This window comes from uncultured Planktosalinus sp. (assembly GCF_963973675.1).
Lineage (GTDB): Bacteria > Bacteroidota > Bacteroidia > Flavobacteriales > Flavobacteriaceae > Planktosalinus.
In genome coordinates, this window is sequence record NZ_CAXBAN010000248.1 from 1 (window position 1) to 4131 (window position 4131).

Annotated in this window: 3 protein-coding genes; 1 reads left to right on the forward strand and 2 read right to left on the reverse strand. The window is 32.7% G+C overall.

Features of this window, described 5'->3' with window-relative positions; genetic code table 11:
* On the forward strand, window positions 1-2772 hold a 2772-nt coding region (locus tag AACY61_RS09830), incomplete at its 5' end, for a metalloprotease (protein ID WP_339611403.1).
* A 1-nt stretch (window position 2773) separates the two neighbouring features.
* Here AACY61_RS09830 and AACY61_RS09835 read toward each other — a convergent pair.
* Both AACY61_RS09835 and AACY61_RS09840 read right to left on the reverse strand, forming a co-directional pair.
* Window positions 2774-3604 (reverse strand): S1-like domain-containing RNA-binding protein, encoded by an 831-nt coding sequence (locus AACY61_RS09835; RefSeq protein WP_339611405.1) that lies wholly within the window; start codon window positions 3602-3604, stop codon window positions 2774-2776.
* A gap of 94 nt (window positions 3605-3698) precedes the next feature.
* The gene (locus tag AACY61_RS09840; protein ID WP_339611407.1) at window positions 3699-4037 is read right to left on the reverse strand and encodes a DUF2853 family protein; all 339 of its coding nucleotides are present in this window, start codon (window positions 4035-4037) and stop codon (window positions 3699-3701) included.
* Window positions 4038-4131 lie beyond the last annotated feature (94 nt).

A 4131-nucleotide genomic window follows, 5' to 3' on the forward strand; every position in this document is an offset into this window, starting at 1 on the left:
ATGTCTAGCTTTGGAATAGTTATTGATTGTGAAGAATATACCGACGAGAAGTTACAAATTACACTAGAATCTTTACAAAAAATAGAGTATAATAACACTTCAGACAAAACGCTTGATACAATTTATTTTCTTGATTGGGCTAATGCGTTTTCAAAAAAAACAACACCTTTAGCCAAACGATTCACAGATAATTTTCAAAGTCAGTTTCACTTTGAACGAAGCCACAAGAGAGGTAAAACCATTCTTCATTCAATTTCAGACAGTAAATTCAATAATTTAAACTGGGAGCGCGGTGAAGAACGTGATATTTTAAAAGCAATTCCTGCCCATCCTATAAAACCCGGTGAGAGTTATACTTTCAACCTGGTATATGAAGTAAAGCTGCCAGATAGTAAATTTACTCGTTATGGACACCTCAAAAATGGTGATTACAATTTAAGATACTGGTATATAACCCCGGCAGTTTTTAATGAATCTTGGAAGCATTTCAGCCATAAAAATCTAGATGATTTTTATATGCCGCTTTCAAACATCAGTATAAATTTTAAAACAGCTGATTCTTATTTTCTTACATCAGATCTGGATGTGCTGGATATAAGAAAAGAAAACGGTTTTGAAACTACCCAATTATATGGGGTTAAAAGAAATTCAGCTACAATTTACCTCAACCTACATCCTAATTTTGAAGTTATTGTAACTGATGATCTCGAAGTTCACACCAGTATCGACGATAAAGGTTTATACCCTCCATTAAAAGCAATACAAATTGACCGGATTATTAAATATCTTGAAGCTGAACTAGGGCCCTACCCATTTAAAAAAATGGTAGTTTCAGATGAAGATTACAGGCAAAATCCAGCTTGGGGCCTCAATCAGCTTCCAAATTTCATAAGACCTTTCCCTGACGGGTTTCAATATGACATTGAACAGCTAAAAACTATTACCGGCGTTTACATTAAAAATACAATTCATATAAATCCCCGCGAGGAGCACTGGTTGTTAAGTGCATTACAAATTTATCTTATTAAAAAATATACAGACCGATATTATCCTGATATGAAAATTGTTGGGAATCTCAGTAGAGTATGGGGCTTAAGGTGGTTTTACGGAGCTCAATTGGATTTCAATGATCAATACCCATTTATATATTTAAACTCTGCAAGGTTAAATATTGACCAGCCACTTAGTACCCCAAGAGATTCACTTATAAAATTCAATGCTGAAATTGCCTCAGGCTATAAAGGTGGTGTGGGTTTAAATTACCTTGATCACTATCTTGGAAACAACATACTTTCAGAAAGTATTCAAGATTTTTATAATCAGAATGCTCTTAAAAACACCTCTGTCTCTACATTTGAATCAATATTAAAATCAAACACAGATAAAGATATTAACTGGTTTTTTAATGAGTATATAAATACCAATAAAAAGTTAGATTATAAAATAAAAAGGATTGAAGAAAGTAAAGATTCACTGAAAGTAACTATCAAAAACAAACGTAAAAACTCATTACCATTTCCATTATTCGGAATGTATAAAAAAAATATTGTGCACACGCAATGGGAAAAAGGGTTTGACAGTACAAAAACAATCACAATCCCAACGTATGGGGCAGACAGGGTTGCCATCGATTATGAACAAATTCTACCGGAATTTAATAAAAGAAATAATTACAAAAAAAAGAAAGGCCTGTTTAACAAACCTTTTCAAGTAAGATTTTTACAAGATGTGGAAGACCCTGAATACCACCAACTTTTTGTAATTCCGATTTTTGAATACAACCTGTATGATGGTCTCACTATTGGTTCTCGTTTACATAATAAAACGGTATTGGCTAAAAACTTTCTTTACAGACTCGATCCGCAATTTGGATTTAATTCAAAAACCCTTGTTGGAGGTGCTAGTTTGAGATATTTCCATGATTTTGAGAACAAAAAACTGTATGCCCTTAGGTTTGGCACTTCTTATAATAGGTTTTCATACAACACAGATTTATTCTATAACAAGTTTAATTTTTGGAGTACACTGGCATTTAGGGAAAAAAACCTGAGGAGCAACAAAAGACGATTTATTAACTTGAGAAATGTTTATGTAAAGAGAGATATCGATTTTGATGTTATCATCCCTGAAGAACCAAATTACAATGTCACTAATATTCAGTATGTATATGCTAACATAAATTTGATTGACCATTTAAGTTATAAATTGGATTATGAGGTTGCAGATAAATTTCAAAAAATATATGCAACCATTCAATACAGAAAACTTTTTTTAAACAATCGGCAATTAAACTTAAGACTTTTTGCCGGGGCTTTCTTAAAAAACAATGATCGTTCAGGTTCAGATTATTTTAGCTTTGCTTTAGATCGCCCAACAGATTATATGTTTGATTACAATTATTATGGCCGTTCTGAAAGCACAGGTTTATTTAGTCAACAATTGATAATTGCAGAAGGTGGTTTTAAATCAAAATTTGAAACACCCTATGCCAACCGATGGATACTTACACTAAATTCCAGCACTAATATTTGGCGTTGGATTTATGCCTATGGAGATGTTGGAATGGTCAATAACAGAGGCTTGGGAACACAAACCTTTTTTGATACAGGTGTTCGACTCAATCTTGTAGCAGATTATTTCGAATTATATTTCCCACTATATACAAGTAACGGTTGGGAACCCGGTTTTGACAGGTATGACCAAAAAATTAGGTTTATTGTTACTTTAAATCCCGAAACCCTGTTTAGGCTTTTTACCAGAAGGTGGTATTAAGTTATAGGAGTTCGATTCCATCTTCTTTAATGGTTATCATTTTATCTTTATACAAAGCACCTATAGCTTTTTTAAATAGTTTTTTACTCAATCCAAGTTGATTTTTAATTTCTTCAGGAGAAGATTTGTCATGCAATGATAAAAATCCGCCGGCAGCTTTGAGTTCCTCATAAATGAACTCTGCGTTGGGCTCAATGCTTTTATATCCTTCAGGCTGAATTATTACATCAATCTTGCCGTCTGATCGTACCTTTTTTATATAAGCTTCCATTTTATCACCCGTGCGAATGTCTTCAAAAATATTTTCGATGTAAATCAATCCTTCATGCTTTTGATTGATAATGACGTTTGCTCCCTTTTCTGTTAAATGAGAAACTAATATGTTTACTTTATCAAACTTCTGCACTTGAATATCATCATTATTGAGATATTTTTTTGTTTTGCTGGAGCCAACTAATCGATTGGTCTTTTCATCAAGATACATATAAGTAATATACCAGTTTCCAGCTTTCATGGGTCTGGCCTGTTCTTTAAATGGAACAAAAAGATGCTTTTCAAGTCCCCAATCCATAAAGGCTCCTATTTGATTGACCTCTTCACATCTTAAATAAGCAAATTGATTGAGTAGAATAAAAGGTTCTAGAGTAGTAGCCACAGGACGTTCTTCATGATCCAGATAAACAAACACTTGAAGGGTTTCCCATATTTTAAATTCTTTAGGCACATACTTGTTAGGCAGTAATACTTCATTCCCTTCATCATCTGCCAAATAAAGTCCTTGTTGCGTTTCTCTTATAATATCAAGATGATTGTACTGGCCTATTTGAATCATAATTATGTTATTATTTTGATGCAAAGGTAATCTAAAGTCACAAAAAAAGCGCCTTTAAATGAAGACGCTTTTTTTGAATTGTATCTGCTTTCATTTAGTAAACAGATTCTTTTTTGAAATGCTTTGTCAAAAGATAGTAAACTACAGCTCTGTACTTATTTCGGTTTGATTTACCATAAAGTTCCATCACAGCGTCAATCCCTTTATCAAGATTTGGACCATCACTAAGGCCAAGTTTACCAATCAAAAAATTCTTTTTTACAGTTTCTAATTCAGGCGAATCTGAACCTGAAACAGTAGCAGCATCGGCATTATAGATAGAAGGACCACAACCAATAGTTACTTTTGTCAATAAATCCATATCAGGATTAACTTTACACTTATCTTTTAAATCTGCAGCATATTTTGCGATTAATTCTTCTCTTTTACTCATAGAATTTGTTTTAAAGATTAACACTTAAAGTTACAAAAAAGTCATGAACCTAAAAAGAAAATCATTTTATATTTCAAAAAAATCTATAGAACCG

Excerpts from the sequence above, each read along its gene's own strand:
- AACY61_RS09835 (WP_339611405.1), bottom strand. The coding sequence starts at position 3,604 with ATGATTCAAATAGGCCAGTACAATCATCTTGATATTATAAGAGAAACG.
- AACY61_RS09840 (WP_339611407.1), bottom strand. The coding sequence starts at position 4,037 with ATGAGTAAAAGAGAAGAATTAATCGCAAAATATGCTGCAGATTTAAAA.